Annotated in this window: 13 protein-coding genes; 4 read left to right on the top strand and 9 right to left on the bottom strand. The window is 64.4% G+C overall.

Going from position 1 to position 16,463, the window contains the following annotated elements:
- Positions 1-24 precede the first annotated feature (24 nt).
- From MNBBLIKP_RS01945 to MNBBLIKP_RS01925, 5 genes are all read right to left on the bottom strand, one after another.
- Positions 25-1,482, bottom strand: coding sequence for a sensor histidine kinase (locus MNBBLIKP_RS01945; RefSeq protein ID WP_088306927.1), 1,458 nt, complete (start codon positions 1,480-1,482; stop codon positions 25-27).
- On the bottom strand, positions 1,482-2,213 hold the full coding sequence (locus MNBBLIKP_RS01940) for a response regulator (protein ID WP_088306925.1): 732 nt from the start codon (positions 2,211-2,213) through the stop codon (positions 1,482-1,484). Before MNBBLIKP_RS01940 ends, MNBBLIKP_RS01945 begins: the two co-directional genes overlap by 1 nt.
- A 26-nt stretch (positions 2,214-2,239) precedes the next feature.
- The gene (locus MNBBLIKP_RS01935; protein ID WP_254912885.1) at positions 2,240-2,863 is read right to left on the bottom strand and encodes an EF-hand domain-containing protein; all 624 of its coding nucleotides are present in this window, start codon (positions 2,861-2,863) and stop codon (positions 2,240-2,242) included.
- Positions 2,864-3,082: 219 nt separating this feature from the next.
- Positions 3,083-3,451, bottom strand: a complete 369-nt coding sequence (locus MNBBLIKP_RS01930; RefSeq protein WP_088306923.1) for a VOC family protein — start codon at positions 3,449-3,451, stop codon at positions 3,083-3,085.
- Positions 3,452-3,503: 52 nt separating this feature from the next.
- Complete coding sequence (locus MNBBLIKP_RS01925; protein WP_088306921.1) at positions 3,504-5,339, bottom strand: aminopeptidase P family protein; 1,836 nt, start codon at positions 5,337-5,339, stop codon at positions 3,504-3,506.
- A 52-nt stretch (positions 5,340-5,391) separates the two neighbouring features.
- Between MNBBLIKP_RS01925 and MNBBLIKP_RS01920 the strand changes: the two genes are divergently transcribed.
- Positions 5,392-7,446, top strand: coding sequence for a S9 family peptidase (locus tag MNBBLIKP_RS01920; RefSeq protein WP_088306919.1), 2,055 nt, complete (start codon positions 5,392-5,394; stop codon positions 7,444-7,446).
- Here the strand turns inward: MNBBLIKP_RS01920 and MNBBLIKP_RS01915 are convergent.
- Positions 7,415-8,077 (bottom strand): hypothetical protein, encoded by a 663-nt coding sequence (locus MNBBLIKP_RS01915; RefSeq protein ID WP_088306917.1) that lies wholly within the window; start codon positions 8,075-8,077, stop codon positions 7,415-7,417. The two genes, MNBBLIKP_RS01920 and MNBBLIKP_RS01915, sit on opposite strands and share 32 nt — an antisense overlap.
- Positions 8,078-8,170: 93 nt before the next feature.
- Between MNBBLIKP_RS01915 and MNBBLIKP_RS01910 the strand changes: the two genes are divergently transcribed.
- The gene (locus MNBBLIKP_RS01910; RefSeq protein WP_088306915.1) at positions 8,171-8,590 is read left to right on the top strand and encodes an acyl-CoA thioesterase; all 420 of its coding nucleotides are present in this window, start codon (positions 8,171-8,173) and stop codon (positions 8,588-8,590) included.
- Complete coding sequence (locus MNBBLIKP_RS01905; RefSeq protein WP_088306913.1) at positions 8,587-9,051, top strand: SAM-dependent methyltransferase; 465 nt, start codon at positions 8,587-8,589, stop codon at positions 9,049-9,051. The genes MNBBLIKP_RS01910 and MNBBLIKP_RS01905 overlap by 4 nt, the downstream gene beginning before the upstream one ends.
- 241 nt (positions 9,052-9,292) lie before the next feature.
- Here MNBBLIKP_RS01905 and MNBBLIKP_RS01900 read toward each other — a convergent pair whose 3' ends face one another.
- Positions 9,293-11,806: a TonB-dependent receptor gene (locus tag MNBBLIKP_RS01900; RefSeq protein ID WP_088306971.1), complete on the bottom strand. Its 2,514-nt coding sequence runs from the start codon at positions 11,804-11,806 to the stop codon at positions 9,293-9,295.
- A 112-nt stretch (positions 11,807-11,918) separates the two neighbouring features.
- A complete protein-coding gene (locus MNBBLIKP_RS01895; RefSeq protein ID WP_254912884.1) occupies positions 11,919-13,526 on the bottom strand; it encodes a tetratricopeptide repeat-containing sulfotransferase family protein in 1,608 nt (535 codons plus the stop codon).
- Between the two features lie 77 nt (positions 13,527-13,603).
- Here MNBBLIKP_RS01895 and MNBBLIKP_RS01890 point away from each other — a divergent pair, with 77 nt between their 5' ends.
- Positions 13,604-14,890 carry an amino acid permease gene (locus MNBBLIKP_RS01890; RefSeq protein ID WP_088306909.1) on the top strand — a complete coding sequence of 429 codons (1,287 nt, stop codon included), beginning with the start codon at positions 13,604-13,606 and terminating at the stop codon, positions 14,888-14,890.
- Here MNBBLIKP_RS01890 and MNBBLIKP_RS01885 read toward each other — a convergent pair.
- Positions 14,865-16,463: a phytoene desaturase family protein gene (locus MNBBLIKP_RS01885; RefSeq protein WP_088306907.1), complete on the bottom strand. Its 1,599-nt coding sequence runs from the start codon at positions 16,461-16,463 to the stop codon at positions 14,865-14,867. The two genes, MNBBLIKP_RS01890 and MNBBLIKP_RS01885, sit on opposite strands and share 26 nt — an antisense overlap.

Here is a 16,463-nt window from a genome sequence, read left to right as displayed (position 1 = left end):
AGGCGCGGTTAATAGGTCCTGACCCTAGACCGGCAACGCGATTGTGGCGGTCAGGCCAGCTACGCTGCTGTCCGGATTGAGCCGGTTGACCAGCACCAGCTTGCCGCCATGCTGTTCGGCAATCGCGCGGGCCAGGGTCAGGCCAAGTCCGGCCCCGCCGGTCAGGCTGTTGCGCGAAGGTTCGCCGCGGGTGAAGGGTTCCAGCATACGCGGCAGATCGGCCTCGGGAATGCCGGGGCCGTCATCCTCGACCCGGATCAGCGCCTGCCCGCCTTCGCGCAGCAGGCTGACCCGCGCCACTGTGCCATAGCGCAGGGCATTGCCGATCAGGTTGCGCAGCGCGCGCCGCAGCCAGGTGGCGCGCAGCGGCATGACCAGCCGCTCGCCGGGGGCCAGAGTTACCGGTTCGCCCATGTCCTCGTATTCCTCGGCCACTTGCGCGACCAGCGCGGACAGGTCCGCAATCTCGCGCGGGTCGGTGGGGCGGCCAACCCGGGCGAGGCTGAGGATGTCATCAAGGCTGCGGGTGATGTCCTCGATCGTACCGGCCATCTTGGCCCGCTCGGTTTCGTCTTCGACGCTTTCGATCCGCACCCTGAGCGCGGCGAGCGGGGTTTTGAGATCGTGCCCGATCGCGCCCAGCATCACGTCTTTTTCATCCAGCAAAGTGGCGATCCGGCCTTCCATGGCGTTTTGCGCCAGGATCAGGTGGCGGATGTCATCCGGGCCTTCGGGTTCCAGCTGGCCATCAGCCTGGCGGGTTTCGGCAAAGCGTTCGAGCCGCCGGGTCAGGGCCTTGAGCGGGCGGGTGATCCGCCCGACGATAAAGGCGATCACTCCAACCAGCAGGCCATACAGCAGCAAGGTCTGGCCCAGGATAGTGGCAATCAGCGCGCGTTCGACCCGGGGCACTGGCACGCGCACCACCATCCAGTTGCCCGTCGGTTGCAGCTGGATTCCGGCTATCAGCAAGTGATCGGGCGGCGGCGGGCCGCGGTGGCCGATCACTGCGGCGCGGGCGGCCATGCGGCGGGCCATGCGCGGGTCTGCTTCCAGCGCGCGGTGGGTGACGATCACATCGCCCACCGCGATCCCCTGGTTGATCATGATTTCGCGCAGTTCCGCCTCGGCATCCGCGGAGCGGCGTTCGCCCGCGCGCAGCGGGGTCTGCGCGGACAGTTCGATCCGCAAATGGCGCGCGGCGCGGAGCAGTTCGGGGGGATGCGGGCCGGAGCCCAGCCGGGGGCCATGGTCATCCCCGTCGCGGCCCGCCCGCTCGCTTTCGCGGTTTGCGCCGACCAGCCGGATCGCAGCAGTGTGAACCAGGGTCGCTTCGCGCCGGTCAGACTGGGCGCGCCACAGCAGCGCGGTGCTGATCGCCTGGGCTGCCAACAGCGCAAGTGCCACGGCCAGCAGCAGCTGCCCCTGCAGGCTGCGGGGGGCGAGGCGGGATGACAGTGCACGCAGGGACGGGCGCGCCATCACTCCGCAGCCCGCACCTTGCGGACATCGGCGGCGAGCATATAGCCGCCGCCCCAGACGGTCTGGATCAGGGCAGGATTGCGGCTGTCGACCTCGATCTTGCGGCGCAGGCGGCTGATCTGGTTATCGACCGCACGGTCAAACAGATGCGCCTCGCGGCCCTGGACCATGTCGAGCAGGCGGTCCCGGTCCAGCACCTGGCGTGGGTGTTCCAGAAAGGCCATCAGCAGCCGGAATTCGACCGAAGAGATCGAAACCATCACCCCTTCGGCATCGGTCAGCCGCCGCTTCAGCGGATCGAGTTGCCAGCCGTCGAATTCGAACACTTCGTCCTCGACCGGCGCAACCGGACCTTTAGCCGCGCGGCGCAGGACCGAGCGGATTCGGGCGACCAGCTCGCGCGGTTCGAACGGTTTCACCACATAGTCGTCTGCGCCGATTTCCAGCCCGACGATCCGGTCGGTCGCTTCGCCCCGTGCGGTCAGCAGGATGGTGGGGATCGCCTGGCTTTCGGACAAGTGGCGGCACAGCGACAGCCCGTCCTCGCCCGGCATCATCACGTCAAGCAGGACCAGATCGGGACGGGCATCGCGCAGCAGACTGCGGGCCTCGGCGGCGCTGGCGGCCTGGGTTACGGCAAACCCCTGGCGCGACAGATAGTCGGCCAGGGGTTCACGCAATTGCTGTTCGTCATCGACAAGCAGCAGGCTGACCGGGGTTGCCGTGTTCATCGCGGACGGGGCCAGCGCAGTACCATTCAGTTGCCCGGCGGGGGCGGCGGAGGCGGCATGTCAGCGCCGCCATGCATGCCATGGCCGCCGTGCATGCCCTTCATCTTGCCCATCATGCCGCGCATCTTTTCATGGGCAGCCTTGCGTTCTTCCGGGGTCAGCTTGCCATCGTGGTTGGCGTCGGCCGTATCGAAATGCTTGGCATGAGCAGCCAGGAATTCATCCTTGCTGACGGCCTTGTCCTTGTTCGTATCGGCCATGTGCAGCATCATCATGCCGCCGCCGTGGCCCATGCCTTTGCGTCCTTCACCGCGCCGGCCGTGTTCGCCGCGTCCACCGCGCTCACCCGGCTGATGCGCGGCATTGAATTCATCGCGCGAGATCGAGCCGCTCTTGTCGGCATCCAGCTTGGCGAAATGTTCCTCCATCCGCTGCGCGCGGTGCGCTTCGCGGTCAGCGGAATCGAGCTTGCCATCGCGGTTGGCGTCCATCTTGTCGAACATCTGCACGGCCATGGTCTGAGCTTCGGCCTTGGTCACGGTCTTGCCGGCCATCGGATCCATTTTGCCCATGTCGTGGCTTTGCGCCAGCGCCACGGTGCCGGCCAGAGCCAGCGCGGCGGCCGAAAGGCCAAGGGTCAGTTTCTTCATCGGTGAAATCCCATCCACTAAAAGGGTGAAGCCGCGAACCCCGGGGTGAGGGGGAGGGGGGAACCAAAGGGCCCACGACTTCCTGTTCACCGTTCTAGGGGCGGCATGTCACCCAATTATGCCGCATACCGGTCAATTTGTCGCCATTTGTCGCAGCCGTGGCAAGCCGTTCATCCGGGGTTTAGCGGGGGCGGCGGGTCTGCCGCCCCGGCTAGGGGATCACCCCATCACGAAAGCGTTGAGCTTGTTGCCGTCAGGATCGCGGAAGTATCCGGCGTAAAACCCGTCACCGCGCGGCCCCGGCGCGCCTTCGTCAGAACCGCCGTTGTCCATGGCAATCTGGTAGAGCCGGTCAACCTGTTCCTTGTCGCGCGCTTCCAGTGCGACCATCACCCCGTTGCCGACAGTCGCGGCCTGCCCGTCATAAGGCTTGGTCGCCGCAACGCCCGCGCCGCCGCCGGGAGTGCCCCAGGCAATGAATGTCTCAAATTCCATCATCCGCCCGGTGCCCATTTCAGCCGCCAGTGCATCATAGAACTTCGCTGCGCGGGGCAGGTCATTGGTGCCCACGGTTACATATCCGATCATTTCGCGTTCTCCCTTCGATTCGCTGTGAGAACAATACAGGAACAAATTCGTCCTACAAGGGGGTACACGCCGCCTTCAGCCAGTCCAGCGCCGCGCCGTCCAGCTGCGGGGCCAGCATGGCCTCAACCTTGGCGTGATAGGCGTTCCACCACTCCACCTCGCCCCGGGTGAGCAGGCTGCAATCGACCAGCGCGGCGTCGATCGGGGCGAAAGTCAGGGTTTCGAAGCCGAAGTATTCACCCTCCATGCCTGCGATCTCGCGCGGTTCCACCAGCACCAGATTTTCGATGCGAATGCCGAAGCGGCCAGCCTTGTAGTAACCCGGCTCGTTCGAAAGGATCATGCCCGGCAGCAGTTCCTGCCCGGTCCCGGCCTGACCCCCGGCGGCCTTTGCGATCCGCTGCGGACCTTCGTGGACTGACAGGAAACTGCCTACCCCGTGGCCGGTGCCGTGGGCATAGTCGACTCCGGCCTGCCACAGCGCATAGCGCGCGCAGGTATCAAGCTGTGCGCCGACCGTACCCCTGGGGAACACGATCTGGTCCAGCATGATGTGCCCCTTGAGCACACGGGTGAAGCGATCCTTGTGTTCCGCCGTTGGTTCACCCAATCCATCTGGCGTCCCGATCCAGACGGTGCGGGTGATGTCGGTCGTGCCGTCGGCATATTGTCCGCCAGAATCGACCAGATAGACCGAGCCCGGATCAATTCTGATGTTGGACTGTTCATCCACTTTGTAGTGCGGGCTGGCGGCGTGCGGTCCAGCGGCGCTGATCGTGTCGAACGAAGTGTCGCGCAGCAGGCCGGTTTCCTCACGGAAGGCCTGGAGCTGCGCCGCCGCACCCAGTTCGTCCACTCCGCCTTTGGGGGCTTCGATCGACAGCCAGTGCAGGAACCGCGCGATTGCCGCGCCGTCGCGGGCCTGCGCGGCGCGGTGGCCGGCCTGTTCGACCGGGTTCTTCTGCGCTTTCGCCAGCACGGTCGGGTCGGTCAGCGCCACCACTTTGGCCCCGGCCCCTTCGAGCGCGGCAAACACCGCCTCAACCGCGCGTTCGGGATCGACTGCGACCTGTTTGCCGCCCAGCGCCTGCAATTGCGGAACAAAGGCCTCGCGCGGGCGCACGGTTACGGCATTGCCCAGATGCGCGCGCAGCTCGGGCGTAACCTTTTCCTCGGCGATGAACAGTTCGGCGGTGCCATCGGCATGGGCCAGCACAAAGCTTAGCGCCACTGGCGTGCGGCTGACGTCCGAGCCGCGCAGGTTGAGCAGCCAGGCCACCCCATCGAGCGCCGAAATCACCGCCGCGTCGAGGCCTTTCGCTGCCAGCCATTCGGCCACTTCGCTGCGCTTGGCTTCGCTCGATTGCCCGGCCAGCTCGCTCGGATGGACCAGCGCTGGGGCGGGTGAGGGCGCAGGCTGATCGGCCCAGATGGCGTCGATCGGATTGCCCTGCACCGGCACCAGCTCTGCCCCCTTGGCCGCCAGCGCCGCGCGGGTGGCATCGACCCACGGTTTGCCGTGCAGCCACGGATCGAACCCGATCTTCGCGCCCGCCGGGGCTTTGTCTGCCAGCCAGGCGGTGACCGGGGTGGCCGGAACCGACTGATATTCGAACAATCGCCCATCAACCTGTTCGCGCACCTGCAGGGTATAGCGCCCGTCCACGAACATCGCGGCCCCCGGACCTTCAGCAGGAACGTCGGTCAGCACGGCGGCGGTTCCGGCTGAACCGCCAAACCCCGTCAGCCAGGCCAGCCGCTGGGCATAGTCACCCACGTATTCGCTCATGTGTTCGTCCGAAATCGGCACTACGAACCCGCCCAGTCCGCGGGCCTTCAGTTCCTTGCGCAGCGCATCGAGCCGCGCTTCGTGTGTGTTCATCAGCATATCAGATCGAGTCCTGCTTGCGGGGACAATGGCTGCACCATAGAGCGGGTGCATGACCCTGACCACACCCCCCGTCGCCAAGAAAGTACCGCACGTCGAAACGCACCACGGCATCGCTGTAAGTGATGACTACGCCTGGCTGCGCGATCCGCTTTACCCAGAGGTCAAGGACGCCGAAGTGCTGGCGCATCTCGAAGCCGAAAACGCCTGGTTCAAACAGCGCATGGCCCCGCAGCAGGGCACGATCGACACGCTGTTCACCGAAATGCGCGCGCGGATCAAGGAAGCGGACAAGTCGGTCCCGCAGAAGGATGGCAATTACCTCTACTGGATCGAATTCGAACAAGGCGCGGAATACAAGAAGTGGTGGCGCCGCCCCGTGGCTGGCGGCGCGGATCAGCTGATTCTTGACGAAGTCGCGCTGGCAGAAGGCCACGAATACTTCCGGCTTGGCGCGATTTCGGTTTCCAGCGATGGACGGCTGCTCGCCTGGGCAGTCGATGACAACGGTTCGGAACGCTTCACTGCCCGGATCAAGGATCTGGCCACCGGTGAAGAGCTGCCCGATGTGATCCCCGGCACGCTGTCCGGGCTGGTCTGGGTCGCGGGTGACAAAGGGCTGGTCTACAGCCTTGCCAACGAACAGTGGCGCACGGACAATGCGCGGCTGCACTGGCTGGGCCAGCCGGTGGAGAGCGATGTCGAGCTCTATCACGAAGACGACGAAGGGTTCCGCGTCGGCTCGTCGCTGTCAGCCAACGAACAGTGGCTGATCATCGGCACGTCGGACCATGAAACCAGCGAAGTGCGGCTGGTACCCGCCGCCGATCCGCTGGCCTCGCCATTGCTGGTCAAAGCGCGCCAGACCGGGGTCGAATACGATCTCGACCTGAATGGCGAGACTTTGTTCATCCACACCAACGACACGCATGAGAATTTCCGCCTCGCCACCGCGCCGCTCAGCGCGCCGGGCGAATGGACCACGCTGATCGAAGGCAGCGATGCGTTCTATCTGACCGGATTTGATCTGTTCCGCGATTTCTACGTGATCGAAGGCCGCCGCGCCGGGCTCGATCAGATCGAGCTGCGCTATTACGATGATCCCGCGCGGATTGAACCGATCGTCTTTCCCGAAGCGAGCTATTCGGCCGGACTGGGGGACAATCCCGAATGGGCGGTTACCACGCTGCGGCTGTCCTATGAAAGCATGGTCAGCCCGGCCTCGGTGCTCGACTATGATCTCGCCAGCCGCACCATGACCACGCTGAAGGTGCAGGAAATTCCATCCGGCTACGATGCCGCGCTCTATGCGACCGAGCGGCTGGAGATTACCGCGCGCGATGGCACTACCGTGCCGGTATCGGTGGTCTATCGCCGCGACCGCACGGGTGCGGGTCCGCTCTATCTCTATGGCTACGGCGCTTATGGCATTGCGATCGAACCGGGTTTTTCGACCACCCGGCTCAGCCTGCTCGACCGGGGGTTTGCCTATGCCATCGCCCATATCCGCGGCGGGGACGATCTGGGGCGGGCCTGGTACAAGGCCGGCAAGCTCGAACGGCGCACCAACACTTTCACCGATTTCGTCGACGTTGCGCATGGCTTGATCGATCGCGGGCTGACCCGCGCCGGGCAGATCGCGATTGCGGGCGGATCGGCCGGGGGCGAGCTGATGGGCGCGGTGTGCAATTCCGATTCCGAACTGTGGGGCGCGGTTGCGGCGCATGTCCCGTTTGTCGATGTGCTGGCAACGATGCTCGATGCCTCGCTGCCGCTGACGCCGGGGGAATGGCCCGAATGGGGCAACCCGATCGAGGATCAGGCCGCGTTTGAGCTGATCCGCAGCTACTCACCCTATGATCAGGTCCGCGCGCAGGCCTATCCGCCGATCCTGGTCACCGCCGGGCTCAACGATCCGCGCGTGACCTATTGGGAACCGGCGAAATGGGTGGCGAAACTGCGCGAGCTCAAAACCGATGGCAATGAGCTGCTGCTCAAGACCAACATGGGCGCGGGCCACGGCGGCAAATCGGGCCGGTTTGAAAGCCTCAAGGAAACGGCGGAAGAATTCGCCTTTATCCTGTGGCAGCTGGGGGTTCGGCCATAGCGGTAAGCGCAGGCGGCAGCGAGACGCGGTATTGCAATGCTTCGCGCACCAGCAGCAGGACTATGTCTTCCAGTTCGGGGGTAAGCATGGCCAGCTTCTCGTAAAGCTCCGGCACTGAACGGATCAGGCCGTAACCGGCCTCCTGCCCGAACTTCGGAATGCGCGGGGGCAGCGGTTTTACGTCAAGATCGGGGGTGACCTGCCAGACCATGCCCAGGATCCGGCTGTTGAACACGGTCTGCAGCCGCATCGCATCGCTGGCCAGCAGTTCGGCCGGCAGCAGCGAGAGATAGCGCGCCGCAGCCACCGCCGCGCCGCGTTCGCGCCGCTGGATCGACAGTTCCAGCCAGTTGAGCGCACGGCGCAGGTCTTCGCGCGTGGCCTGCCCGGCATGGGCAATCAGATAGTCATAGCCTTTGGTGGTCAGTTGCCATTCCGCCGGGTTCTGCGAAACCGCGCCCCAGAAGTAATCGACCGCATCGGCCAGCGTTTCCAGCTTGCCATCATCGTATTTGAAGATGCCGTTGCCGTTGACGATCAGGGCCTTGGCACCTGGCCGTTGCTGGCTGAAATTGACCCCAGGCTTGAACCCGCGCTTGCCGGTGCCTTCGTCGCCGATTTTCCTGTCCATGGCTCACCTGTATCTTGCGAACCGTGCGGTTGTAGCATCGTGCTCCTAACAGAGCATTGCGATCCCGTTGTAAACCCGGCATTCCCTGCGGCGATGTCCAACCGCCATGCCATGACCTTCACCGCCCAGCCGCAGCACATTGACGAGCTGGGGCATGTCAACAATGCGGTCTGGGTTGACTGGATCCAGCAACTGGCCACGGCGCACTGGTCCACGGTGGCCGCGCCTGAACACCAGGCCGCGTTCATCTGGGTCGTGACCCGGCACGAGATCGACTATCGTGGCAATGTGGGTCTGGGCGATGCGGTTATGGGGACCACCTGGATCCCCAAGGCTCCCACCGGTGCCCGGTTTGACCGGCGGGTCGACTTCACCGATGCGGCGGGCAAATTGCTGGTCAGTTCCAACACCACCTGGGCCATGATCGACCGTGCCAGCGGCCGCCTCGCCCGCGTACGTGACGATGTAACCGCGCCGTTCCGACCATTCGGCGATGAGGAGAGTGCTGCATGAGCGAGATTTTCCTGCGCCCGGTCGGCTGGGTGCGCGGTGGGCGCGTGGCGGCAGAAGATGACGCCTGGGACGCAGAGCGCGCCGCGATCGAACTCGACACTGGCTGGCTGGGCGCGGAAGCCTTGCAGGGGCTGGACGCGTTCAGCCACGCCGAAGTGCTGTTCCAGTTTGACCGCCTGCCCGAAAGCGAAGTGGTGCTGACCGCGCGGCACCCGCGCGGCAATCAGGACTGGCCCAAGGTCGGCGTCTTTGCCCAGCGCGGGCGCAACCGGCCGAACCGATTGGGAATCTCGGTCTGCCGGATCACGGGCGTTGAAGGCACGCGGTTGCTGGTAGCGGGGCTGGATGCGATCGACGGCACCCCGGTGCTGGATATCAAGCCGGTCATGGCCGAATTCCTGCCGCGTGGAGAACTGCGCCAGCCAGACTGGTCGCGCGAATTGATGGCCGATTACTGGTAGGGACCGCGTTTATGATGACCTGTCCGCTCTCTCCCGTTGGCCTGCGGCCGCCTTCGGCCCCAGGGGAGAGATACGCAGGCTTGCTCGCTTGCCGAAGTTGAGAGGGGGCCGGAGCGCGCTCCCCTCTCTGGGCCCTCTCCCCTCAAGGGGAGAGGGTTATCCGTTCCCCCCATAACAGCAAACGGCCCGGCCCTCTGGTGAGGACCGGGCCGCTTGTCGCTAGCCTAAGTCAGAGCCAGGTTTAGAACTTGGCTCCGGCGCGCAAACCGATGGTGCGCGGGTTGATCGGCACGATATAGCCGCGCTGGCCGCACGAGCCGCACTGTTGGAAGCGCGAGACCTGACCGCGTTCATCGAACAGGTTCTGCACGAACAGTTCCACGTTGAACTTGTCCAGCTCTGCCCCCAGCGCCAGGTTGACGGTGGCATAGGCCGCCAGATCACCCAGCTGCGCCGCCGGGCTGATCACGTTGCCGCTGAAGGTTTCGAACACCGCGGTGCGGATGTCCGAGCTGGCCTTGCTCTGGTAAGCGACGTTGATCTGGCCATAGGGCTTGGTGCTGCCCATTTCGCCGGTGTAGCGCATGGTGCCCGACAGCTTCCACTGCGGGGTGATCGGCAGGCGGGTGCCCTTGGCTGCCGAAACCATGTTGCCAGCCCCGGCGCAGGCATAGGTCGGGTCATCGATGATGCACAGGTTCTTGAGCGTCTTGGCATCGGTATAGGACCCGGCCATGTTCAGCGACAGACCGCCACCGTTATAGGCCAGATCCATTTCCACGCCGCGGATCCGGGCATCGGGGCCGTTGTGGATTTCGGTGAAGCTGTTGGCGCCCAGATACGAGAACTGGAACTTCTTCCAGTTCTGCTGGTAGATCGCGCCGTTCAGCCGCAGACCCGGAGCCAGCGTGGTCTTCCACCCGAATTCATAGTTGATCAGGTAGTCCGGTTCATAGGGGGCCACGTCCGCGCGGCGGTTGATCCCGCCGGGGCGGAAACCCTTGGACACGGTGGCATAGACCATCGCGGTGCTGCTGGGCTTCCAGTTGGCGTTGAAGCGCCAGGTTACCCCGTCACCCTTGGCAACAACCGGATCGATCTTGCCGCCGTTCCATACACCCAGGTTGGTGCAGGGGCTGCCCGCCACCGAAGCCGGAGCCAGTACCGCAGCCGCAGTCCCCGCCACCGGGCGCAGACGCGAACCGCTGGTGGTGAAGCAGCCCGCCACACCCGTGCGCGAGCTGCCTGCCGCGTTGTACGGAGTGGTGGCGAACAGGCCCGCCGGATCGCGGCCAAAGCCGAAGAAGCCGATCAGGTTGTTGTCATACTTGAACGCGCGGATCCCGCCGGTCAGCGTGACCGTGGGGGCCAGATCGTAGCTGACTTCGCCGAACGCCGCATAGTCCTTGTCAACGCGGTGCTGCTGGGTCAGCCACAGGGTGCCGGGGAAACCGTTGACCGACAGCTTCGGAGAAAGGTTCGCCACCTGGTAATCCTGGTGGATGTCGTTCGACTGGCGCTGATAGAACAGCCCCGCGACGACCCGCAGCGGCTGATCCGAAGGCGAGGCGATGCGCAGTTCCTGGCTCAGCTTCTTGAAGTGATCACTGCCGACCACCTTCTGGGTCGGGTTGATCGTGTTACCTGCCGAATCCCCAAAGTAGAAATAGCCCGCAAGCCCGCCGACCGAGCTGTAGAGCGAATCGTAAGCTTCGGAATAGTCGGTGTAATCGCTTGAGCTGGCGGTCTTGCGATCAAGATAGGCACCGGCATAGGTCAGGTCCCAGTTGCCGATCTTGCCTTCGATGGTCAGCGCCGCCTGGACGAATTTGTCGGTGCGGAATTCGGGGAAGAAGTGCTGAACCTTGAGATCGCCCAGGCTGTCATCATAGCCGTAGGAACCGTTGCTCTTGGTGTTCTGGTACATGACCGCCGGCGTCGCGGTCCAACTGTCGTTCAGATCGACCTTCAGCGCGGCGCGGCCGCCATAGCTTTCGGTGTCGTTGTAGTTCTTTTCGACGAAAGCGGTGTTGTTCATGCAGATCCCGCCCGGCTGGGGCAGGAAACAGCGGCTGCCGGCGACATTGTCGATATAGCCGCCGTCGCGCTGGTAAAAGCCCGAGACGCGCAGCGCGGCGCTGCCCGCCAGCGGGGCATTGATCATGCCTTCGATCTTGCCGCCGATGTCGCCATTGCGCACCGTGTTCACTTCGCCATCGACGCGGCCTTCGAACCCGGCGGTGCTGGGCTTGTTGGTGATGATGCGGATCGTGCCGGCTTCGGACGATGCACCATAGAGCGTGCCTTGCGGGCCAGACAGGCTTTCGATCCGGGCGATGTCATAGATATGGACATCCAGGTTGCCGCCGATCGTGGTGACCGGCTGTTCATCGAGATAGACGCCGACCGAAGGCAGCGAGCCCGAGTGGTTGCCGTCCCCGCCCGAAGCGACACCGCGCATATAGATCACGCTGTTGCCGGGCGTGCCCGAGCTCTGGAACGAGACCGAGGGGAGCTGCTGGGCATAGCCCTTGAAGTCCGAGATGTTGAGCTGATCGAGCTTGGCCGTGCCCAGCGCCTGGATCGAGATCGGAACCTTCTGCAGGCTTTCCGAACGCTTTTGCGCGGTGACGACGATTTCGGTGGCGTCAGTTTCCGCATCGGCTGCGGCGTCCTGGGCCAAAGCCGGGGCCGCGGTGAGGGCGGTGGTGGCGAACAGCGCGGCGAAAGCCGTGCGACGTGTGGCGAGGCGCATCAATATCCCATCCTTGAATGCTGCGAATGCGAGACCCTGATTCGTGGTCACGCCGCAGTCAAGCAAGGCTCGTTAACATTCCTGTCAATCTGCTGGATGCGTTGCAGATTTATCACGCCTCTGGCGCCTCGGGATAGGCGGGCAGAACCGGGCCCAAAGCCGCTTCAAGCGGGCCAAGGAAGGGGGCAAAGTGTTTCCAGGCCTCGGTTCCGTCGCGAAAGATCGGCTGGCGCACCTGTTCACTGCTGGCAGTGCGCACGGCCCGTTCGGTTTCGTGGAACGCCAGACAAGCCGGTTCGAACGGCACGCCGATATAGTCCAGCAGGCGGCGCACTTCGGTTTCGGTATCATCGACCATGCGTTCATAGATCACGCGGTGGACCTTGCCCGGCTGAACCCGGTCCAGATGCGCCATCAGCCGGACATAGTCGGCATAGTACCGCCCCATGTCGGCCAGATCATAGCTGAACGCCTGCCCCTTGGCGAAGTGCTGCTTGAAGTTGGAAAAGCAGCAGCCGAGCGGGTGGCGGCGGGCGTCGACCAGTTTCGCATTGGGCAGGATTAGCCGGATGAACACCGCATGGACCCAGTTGTTCGGCAGTTTGTCGATAAACAGCGGCCGCCCGGTCTTGCGCTGGATCCGGGTGCGTTTCAGGAACTCCTCACCCCGGTTCAGCAGTTGTTCTGCCGTCAGTCCCGGCAGGCTCAGCGGATAGTCCTCCTCGCGCCGGGCCAGCGCGGGAATGTCGGGCAGCTCGCTGGTGCCCTCGATCTGGCTGTGGCTGGACAGGATCTGTTCGACCAGTGTCGATCCGGCGCGCGGCATGCCCAGCACGAACACCGGGTCGTTCGCCTGACAGCCCTGGCCGGCATGGGCGGCAAAGAATTCCGGCGTGGCGATTTCAATCAGGCGGTCGACAAAGCGGGTGGTTTCATCCGCGTCCCAGGGTTCCGATTTGCGGCGCAAGGTGTTGCCGGAGGCATAGTGGGCAAAGGCCGCAGCGTGATCGCCGCGATCCTCCATCGCCTTGCCCAGCGCGAAATCGATCTGCACCCGGCTGTCCTCGGGCAGCTTGGGATCGGCCAGTTGCTGGCGCATCACTGCAACTTCGTCGTCGGTAAAGCGGAAGGTCTTGAGGTTGGCCAGGCTCCACCAGGCCTCTCCCAGGCTGGGCAGCTGCTCGATCGCACGGCGATAGGCGGCCACGCCATCGGCCTGCCGCCCTACCGTTTTCAGGACATGGCCCAGACTGGTCCAGATCCGTGGCTGTTCGGGTACGCGGGCCAGCACCCGCTCATAGGTCGCGATAGCCTGGTCGAACTCGCCAACCCGGCCCAGCGCGGCGGCCATCAGATTGCCGTGGGCCGGATTGCCGGGTTCCTGTTCGATTAGCAGTTCCAGTTCATCCAGCGCTTCGGCCGGGCGGTTCTGGCGGTAGAGCACCAGGGCCAGATTGGCCCGCGCGGCGGTGAATTGCGGGGCCAGTTCCAGCGCGCGGCGCAGCAAGTTTTCCGCATCTTTGAGCCGCCCCAGCCGGCCCGCCAGTTCGGCGAACATCCGGATCGCCTCAACATCTTCGGGCAGTTCCTTGAGATGCGCCCGAAGCAGCGGTTCGGCGCGCGGCAGATCGTTCTCGTTCATTGCCATGGCGGCTTCGATCAGCCGGGGATGGCGGTTGTTCAGCAGATCCTGCCACGAACGGGAAGCGGGTTGGGACATGCCAGCCATGAAACATGGTGACGCGCCGCGATCAAGCGCTACGTTCGCTCCTGAAGTGATCGGCGGGGGATGACGCAATGACAGCTGCGCGAACGAAAGGCCTGGGGTTCTGGGCGCTGTTGGCGCTGGTCGTCGGCAACATGATCGGTTCGGGGATCTATCTGCTGCCCGCCAGTCTGGCCCCGCTGGGGTGGAACCAGATGATCGGCTGGCTGATTTCGATCACCGGGGCCATGGCGCTGGGCTATGTTTTCGCGCGGCTGGGGGCGAAGATTCCGCTGTCAGGCGGGCCCTATGCCTATGCCAATGCTGCCTTCGGCCCGCTGCCGGGTTTCATGACGGCCTGGTCGTACTGGGTGATGAGCTGGGTCGGCAACGGGGCGATTGCCGTCGCCGTGGTCAGCGCGCTCGACCACATCTTTCCCCGGATCGGGCAGACGGCTGGCTTGCCCGCTGTCTTGGCGGTGGCCTGCGTATGGCTCGTCACCTGGGTCAACATCCGCGGGGTGCGCGCCGCTGGGCGGCTGCAGGAAGTGACCGTGGTGCTGAAACTGCTGCCGCTGGTGCTGCTGATCGGGCTGGCGCTGTGGCTGTGGCTGAGCGGTGCGCCGCGCGCGCCCGATCCGGGGATCGCAATTACCGGCAACAGCGTGGCCAATGCCGTCGCCCTGACGTTCTGGGGCTTTCTCGGGCTCGAAGCGGGGACCGTGCCCGCTGACAAGGTAGAAGACGCCGCGCGCAATGTACCGCGGGCCACGCTGATCGGGGTGTTGCTGACGGGCGCGATCTATCTGCTGATTTCGGGCGCGTTCGCACTCTATGTTCCGGTCAGCGCTGCGACAGGTTCACCCGCGCCGATTGCCGACTTTCTGGGGCTGCATTTCGGACCCGCGCTGGCCAACATGGTTGCGCTCTGCGCTGCGATCAGCGCTTTCGGGACGCTTAACGGCTGGGTGCTGGTCCAGGCCGAAATGCCCTGGGCGATGGCGCGCGGCGGGGTGTTTCCGGCCTGGTTCGGGGTTGAAGGCCCGCACGGCACCCCGGTGCGCTCGCATCTGGTGTCGAGCAGCCTGCTGACCCTGGTGACCTTGCTCAATTACCAGAAAGGCACGGCCGAACTGTTTGCGTTCATCGCCTCGGTCAGCCTTGCCGCCGGGCTGCTGACCTATCTGATGAGCGCGCTGGCGGCGCTGCGGTTGCAACCGGGAGACCGCCTGCTGGCGCTTGCCGCCGTGATCGCCTGTGGCTTTACCGTTTGGGCCGAATACGGGCTTGGGCTGGAAGCGATCGCCTGGGGGACCTTGCTGATCGGGGCCGGACTGCCGGTGTACTGGGCGGTCAGGAGCGCAAGATCTTCCGGATGAACGGCCGATCAGCCAGGATCGCATGGGCCGCGTTGTGGCCGGGTGCGCCAGTCACCCCGCCGCCGGGATGGGTGCCTGCGCCGCACATGTAGAGCCCCTTGATCGGCCCGCGATAGTCGCCATGCCCCAGCACAGGGCGCGCTGCCCACAGCTGATCGATCCCCATCGTGCCGTGCATGATGTCCCCGCCAATCAGCCCGAATTTGCGTTCCAGATCCCACGGTGAATGAATCTGGGTGGCAATCACGCTGGCTTTGAAATTGGGGGCATGGTCATTGACCGTATCGATGATCAGGTCCGCCACCTTGTCGCGGTTGGCATCCCAATCGACCGTGGGATCGAACTGCTGGCAGAACAGGCTGGCGACGTGCTGGCCCGCAGGGGCCAGACTGTCATCCACGGTGCTGGGGATCTTGATTTCGACGATCGGCTTTTTCGACCAGCCGTGCTGCTGGGCATCGATGAAGGCCTGATCCATGTAATCCATACCCGGCGCGATGATGATCCCGGCGGTGTGGTGTTCCGCCTGGGCCGAGCCCGGCAGCACGCTGAAGGAAGGCAGTTCCGACAGCGCGACATTCATCCGGAAAGTGCCTGAGCAGGTTTTGAATCCCTTGATCCGGCGCTTGAAATCATCGTCCAGGTCGCTCTGGTCAACCAACTGGCGATAGAGCAGCGCCGGGCCGGCGTTGGAGGCGACAATGCTCGCGGCGATCTCCTCGCCGCTTTCCAGCTTCACGCCCTTCACCTTGCCGCCATCGACCAGCACTTGCGCCACCGGGGCTTCCAGGCTGATCTCCACCCCCGCGAGTTCGCAGGCCTTGGCCATCGCCTGGGTGATTGCGCCCATGCCGCCGACCGAGTGCCCCCAGGCCCCCAGCTTGCCGTTCACTTCGCCGAACACGTGGTGCAGCAGGACATAGGCCGAACCGGGGGTCGATACCCCGGCATAGTTCCCCACCACCGCGTCAAACGCGAAAGCACTTTGCACATAGTCATGCTCAAACCAGCCATCGAGGAACTGGCGTGCCGACTTGGTGAAGATGTCGAGCAGGTCGCGCTGAACCGACATATCAAGCTTGGCCATCGGCCAGCCCTGCTTGGCCGCAGCCATCAGCGCGGGCAGCCCGCCGCCCAGGTTGGGCGGGATCTGTAAGGAAAGATCGCGCAGCACATTGGCAACCTTTTCCAGCGCCGCATCATAGGCCGGATAGGCCGCCGCATCCTTCTTGGAAAAGCGCGCGAACTCCGCTTCGGTTCGGCCCGGCCCGCCGCCCAGCTTCACATAGTCGTTCTCGAACGGGAAGAAGTTGGAGATCGTGCGTTCGATCACGCGGTAGCCATGATCGTGCAGCTTCATGTCCGCGATCACTTTGGGCCGCAGCAGGCTGACGGTGTAGCTGGCGGTGGAGTTGCGGAAGCCGGGGTGGAATTCTTCGGTCACCGCTGCGCCGCCGACAATGTGCCGCCGTTCCAGAACGCGCACCCGCATTCCGGCCTTGGCCAGATAGAAGGCACAGGTCAGGCCATTGTGGCCACCGCCGATGATCAGCGCGTCATAAGTCTTGGTCAT

This window comes from Novosphingobium sp. B 225 (assembly GCF_002198665.1).
GTDB lineage: Bacteria > Pseudomonadota > Alphaproteobacteria > Sphingomonadales > Sphingomonadaceae > Novosphingobium.
The sequence above is the reverse complement of the archived record's forward strand: the minus strand, read 5'-3'. Positions and strand labels throughout refer to the sequence as shown.

What these genes read in the sequence shown, in the direction of transcription:
- MNBBLIKP_RS01915 (WP_088306917.1), bottom strand. Translation starts at nt 8,077, where the DNA reads ATGGACAGGAAAATCGGCGACGAAGGCACCGGCAAGCGCGGGTTCAAG.
- MNBBLIKP_RS01905 (WP_088306913.1), top strand. Translation starts at nt 8,587, where the DNA reads ATGAGCGAGATTTTCCTGCGCCCGGTCGGCTGGGTGCGCGGTGGGCGC.
- MNBBLIKP_RS01890 (WP_088306909.1), top strand. Translation starts at nt 13,604, where the DNA reads ATGACAGCTGCGCGAACGAAAGGCCTGGGGTTCTGGGCGCTGTTGGCG.
- MNBBLIKP_RS01885 (WP_088306907.1), bottom strand. Translation starts at nt 16,463, where the DNA reads ATGACCAAGACTTATGACGCGCTGATCATCGGCGGTGGCCACAATGGC.
- MNBBLIKP_RS01920 (WP_088306919.1), top strand. Translation starts at nt 5,392, where the DNA reads ATGACCCTGACCACACCCCCCGTCGCCAAGAAAGTACCGCACGTCGAA.
- MNBBLIKP_RS01940 (WP_088306925.1), bottom strand. Translation starts at nt 2,213, where the DNA reads ATGAACACGGCAACCCCGGTCAGCCTGCTGCTTGTCGATGACGAACAG.
- MNBBLIKP_RS01935 (WP_254912885.1), bottom strand. Translation starts at nt 2,863, where the DNA reads ATGAAGAAACTGACCCTTGGCCTTTCGGCCGCCGCGCTGGCTCTGGCC.
- MNBBLIKP_RS01895 (WP_254912884.1), bottom strand. Translation starts at nt 13,526, where the DNA reads ATGTCCCAACCCGCTTCCCGTTCGTGGCAGGATCTGCTGAACAACCGC.
- MNBBLIKP_RS01925 (WP_088306921.1), bottom strand. Translation starts at nt 5,339, where the DNA reads ATGCTGATGAACACACACGAAGCGCGGCTCGATGCGCTGCGCAAGGAA.
- MNBBLIKP_RS01945 (WP_088306927.1), bottom strand. Translation starts at nt 1,482, where the DNA reads ATGGCGCGCCCGTCCCTGCGTGCACTGTCATCCCGCCTCGCCCCCCGC.
- MNBBLIKP_RS01900 (WP_088306971.1), bottom strand. Translation starts at nt 11,806, where the DNA reads ATGCGCCTCGCCACACGTCGCACGGCTTTCGCCGCGCTGTTCGCCACC.
- MNBBLIKP_RS01910 (WP_088306915.1), top strand. Translation starts at nt 8,171, where the DNA reads ATGTCCAACCGCCATGCCATGACCTTCACCGCCCAGCCGCAGCACATT.
- MNBBLIKP_RS01930 (WP_088306923.1), bottom strand. Translation starts at nt 3,451, where the DNA reads ATGATCGGATATGTAACCGTGGGCACCAATGACCTGCCCCGCGCAGCG.